Origin of the sequence: Polaromonas sp., assembly GCF_031411155.1 — a bacterium.
Lineage (GTDB): Bacteria > Pseudomonadota > Gammaproteobacteria > Burkholderiales > Burkholderiaceae_C > Polaromonas.
Genome location: NZ_JANOAL010000061.1, coordinates 1 through 3,879, shown reverse-complemented (window position 1 = coordinate 3,879; position 3,879 = coordinate 1). Strand labels below are relative to the sequence as shown.

At 64.8% G+C, this 3,879-nt stretch carries 5 protein-coding genes; all 5 read right to left on the bottom strand.

All coding sequences use genetic code 11. The features are described from left to right. The coding region (locus RMO23_RS03580) for a ribbon-helix-helix domain-containing protein (protein WP_309678729.1) at nt 1-337 on the bottom strand (337 nt) is incomplete at its 3' end. 51 nt (nt 338-388) lie between these two features. Next, nucleotides 389-1,957, bottom strand: coding sequence for a GMC family oxidoreductase (locus RMO23_RS03575; RefSeq protein WP_309678728.1), 1,569 nt, complete (start codon nt 1,955-1,957; stop codon nt 389-391). Between the two features lie 52 nt (nt 1,958-2,009). Continuing rightward, nucleotides 2,010-2,642 (bottom strand): tat (twin-arginine translocation) pathway signal sequence, encoded by a 633-nt coding sequence (locus RMO23_RS03570; RefSeq protein ID WP_309678727.1) that lies wholly within the window; start codon nt 2,640-2,642, stop codon nt 2,010-2,012. 64 nt (nt 2,643-2,706) lie between these two features. Continuing rightward, the gene (locus RMO23_RS03565; protein WP_309678726.1) at nt 2,707-3,105 is read right to left on the bottom strand and encodes a VOC family protein; all 399 of its coding nucleotides are present in this window, start codon (nt 3,103-3,105) and stop codon (nt 2,707-2,709) included. Nucleotides 3,106-3,264: 159 nt separating this feature from the next. Next, nucleotides 3,265-3,879: a VOC family protein gene (locus RMO23_RS03560; RefSeq protein ID WP_309678725.1), complete on the bottom strand. Its 615-nt coding sequence runs from the start codon at nt 3,877-3,879 to the stop codon at nt 3,265-3,267.

The window sequence follows — 3,879 nt, the reverse complement described above, 5'->3', positions numbered from 1 at the left end:
AGTGGTGCAGCGGCCCCGGCGCGGCGGGCACCACGGCGGTCCGCAGCGCCGCGTGGTTTTGCGCCACTTCGTCCAGCCGCGGCAGCGACAGGTAACGCAGGCAGCACACCCGCAGGAAGGACGTGAAGTTGGGGCTGTCTTCGCGCAGCGCCGCCAGCTCTTCGTGCAGCGTGGCAATCATCTGGTTGGTGGTCTTGTTTTCCCGTCCGGCAATTTCGGCCAGCACGTCCCAGAACAGGTTTTCCAGCCGTATCGTGGTCAGCACGTTGTTGATGCGCAGCGAGCGGGTGCGGGCCTCGTACTGGATCGGGTCGGCGTTGACATAGACAGAACACATGAGGGGCTCCTTGAAGGGCGGGCCGCCGGGCAGCGGGCCCGCCAGCATGCATCAAATGGCTTTTTCTGTCATCTGCCGGCTGATGTAGTCGGCCTGGCGGATGGCCAGCGAGACAATCGTCAGCGTCGGGTTTTCGGCGCCGCCGGTGGTGAACTGGCTGCCGTCGGAGATGAACAGGTTGCTGATGTCATGCGTCTGGCCCCATTTGTTGCAGACGCCGTCCTTGGCATTGGCGCTCATGCGGCAGGTGCCCAGGTTGTGGGTCGACGGGTAGGGCGGCGTGCGAAAGGTCCGAACAGCGCCGGCAGCCTGGTAGACCCGCTCGCCCTGGGTGAAGGCGTGGTTGCGCATCGCGATGTCGTTCTCGTGGTCATCAAAATGCACATTGGGCACCGGGTTGCCCCACTGGTCCTTGACGGCGGTGTTCAGCGTCACGCGGTTGCTTTCGCGCGGCATGTCCTCGCCCACGATCCACATGCCGGCCAGGTTCGTGTAGTGGTCCATCCACCAGGCAAAGTCGGCGCCCCAGCCGCCGGGGTTTAAAAAAGCGGCCAGAAAAGGCACGCCCAGCGACAAGGTTTCCATCTCGTAGCCGCCGGCAAAACCGCGCTTGGTGTCGTGGCCCGATTCATCGCGAATGATGCCGGCCATGGTGGTGCCGCGGTACATGTGCACCGGCTGCTTGTAGGCCGCGTACACCGTGCCGGTCAGGTGGCGCATGTAATTGCGTCCGACCTGGCCCGACGAATTGGCCAGGCCGTTGGGGAACTGCGGCGAGCTGGACAGCAGCAGCAGGCGCGGCGTTTCAATCGAGTTGCCGGCGACGCAGACCACCCGCGCTTTCTGGCGCTGCTCCTTGCCGTCCTTGTCAAAGTAGACGACGGCGCTGGCCTTGCCGCTGGCGTTGTGCTCGATGCGGGTGACATGCGACTGCGGCCGCAGATCGAGGTTGCCGGTGGCCTCGGCCTTGGGAATCTCGACATACAGCGTGGACCATTTGGCGCCCGACTTGCAGCCCTGAAAGCAAAACCCCAGCTGCATGCAGCGGCCCCGGTCATCGCGCGGCTCGCTGTTGATGGCCATGTTGCCGGTGTGCACCTCCTTGTAGCCGAGCTTGGTGGCGCCCGCATACAGCACCTTGAAGTTGTTGTTGCCCGGCAGACCCGGAATGCCGTTGGTGCGCGTCACGCCCATCTTGTTTTCGGCCTTGGCGTAATAGGGCTCCAGCTCCTGCAAGGTCAGCGGCCAGTCGGCCAGATTGGCGCCCTTGATTTCGCCGTAGTGGGTCTTGGCCCTGAACTCGTGGTCCTGCAGGCGCAGCGAGGCGCCGGCCCAGTGGGTGGTGGTGCCGCCCACGGTTTTGCAGATCCAGGAGGGCAGATTCGGGAAGTCCTTGGCCACGCGCCAGGTGCCCGAGGTGGTACGGTTGTCGAGCCAGGCCAGCTGACTGAAGGACTTCCATTCGTCGTTGAGGTAGCTGGCCTGCGACTGCATGGCGCCGGCTTCGAGTACCACGCATTTCACGCCCTTGGCGCAAAGCTCGTGGGCCAGCGTGCCGCCGCCTGCGCCCGAGCCGATGATCACGACGACGCTGTCGTCGTTGCTGTCAATTTTTGCCATGATGTTTGTCCTGATTGAGGAAAAGGGTTGGGGGCTTGGCAAGAAAATGGGCTTAACCCATCCACGGCGGCGGGCTGGCTTCCTTGGTCGGTGCCGCCAGCCATTTCAGATCCTGAAAGCCACGCGTGATGTAGCCGCCTTTTTCCCAGGACGAGCCGGGGTAGCCAAACACCGCATAGGCCATGTCGTTGTCATAGAGCGAGGTCACGCACTTGCCGCGCACCGCCGCGAAAAACGGCGTGCCCTCCAGCGACTTGACCGCCGCCAGTTGTTTGGCGGCCGGGGCCCTGGCGAAATTGCCGCCTGCGGCCTGGTTCAGCTCGGCAATGCCGCTGCGCAGCAAGGTGGCACTGGCCGGGTCCTTGGCCGCGCCCGCATCCAGGTCCTTGGCCAGCAGTGCATAGACCGCATCGGGCAGTTTGGCGTGCGGATACAGCACGCGGCCCATCTTCATCAAGGTGCTGCCTTCGGCGCTGCTCAGGGTCTTCAGTTCTACTGCCCAGGCGCGCGACGGCGCCAGCGCGGTCAGCACCCCGCCCGCCGCCAGCGTGCCCAGCAGCAGGCCGCTGCCGCGCAGCAGGCTGCGCCGGGTCAAGGGCAGGTCCAGTTTGGGCACCTCGCCGCTGTCTTCGCCGCAGCCGCTGGCTGCGGTCTTGCCGAGATCGGTAATCGGTATGACTTTCATGCTTGTCTCCTGTGGGTGGTTGACCTGTTTTATGCTGACTAAACGACTGTCGCGCTTGCTGCTCTCACTGGTAATGGCCGTGGCGTTCAAGCACCTCCACCTTGTAGCCATCGGGGTCCTGGATAAAAAAGTAGCGGGCAATCAGGCTGCCGTCATCGGCCTTGAATTCCTTGATGTCCAGCGGGCGGTAACCCAGGCCGATGAGCCGGGCCCGGTCGGCGGCGGCGTCGGGCACGCACACGCCGACATGGCCATAGCCGTCGCCGTGGCTGTAGGGCTCGGTGCGGTCCCGGTTCCAGGTCAGCTCGATCTCGGCATCGTTTTCGGCATTGCGCAGGTAGACCAGCGAAAAGCCCGGAAAATCCAGCCGGTGCGCCGGTTGCAGGCCAAAGCAGTCGGCGTAGAACTTCAGGGATTGGTCCAGGTTCAGCACACGGATCATGCTGTGGATGATTTTCGACATGAGCGCCTCTTTGAAAAGCCTGGAACAGCTTGAATAATCATGCTGTCACTCTATGCCTGCCGGCCGTTTTTGGGGTAATAAGCGGCTAAATCGACTGCCTCAATTTGAAACAATCTACCGCTCGGAAACCCTAGTGCCAGGCCCTTGCCAGCCCCGCCTTCAGGCGCCGTGCGATTCCAGCCGGACCGGGCCGCGCGGCGTTTGCAGCGTGGCAATCAGGTTGGGCGCGCCCTGCACCAGCTCCACGCCGGCCAGGCCAATCGCCTCGTAGGCGGCGCGCAAGGCGTCGGGGCGCGGGTGGCTGGCCTGCAGCGACTGCAGCGCAACGCCCGAGGGCGCCATGCCATGCGTGGGGTGCACTTCGGCCCACTCAATCAGGCTGGGCAGCGCGCCAAAAAACAGCCGCTGGCCGTCTTCGCGCACCGTGATCTTCCAGGCCAGCGGACCCCGCGCCGTGGCGCGCGAGGCCGCCAGCAGCTCGCCGCGGTCCAGCCCGAGCCGGGCCAGCGCGCGCACCCCGGCCGCCGCCCGCGTGGTGCTGGCGACAAAATGCACCAGCTGCGGCCCGCTGTTGCGCAGCAGCAGCTGCAGCTCCAGGTCATCCAGATCAAACCAGCGTCTGGCCCCCTCGGGACGGGCGCAGGGTGCTCCTGAATGAATAGCAATTATTTCGAGGTAGGCGGCCGGAAACGCCGCCGACGCCAGCGTGAACAGCCGGTTGTGGGTGCCCATCAGTCCATGCTCGCCGCCGGGGCCGGGCGTGATGCCCAGCAC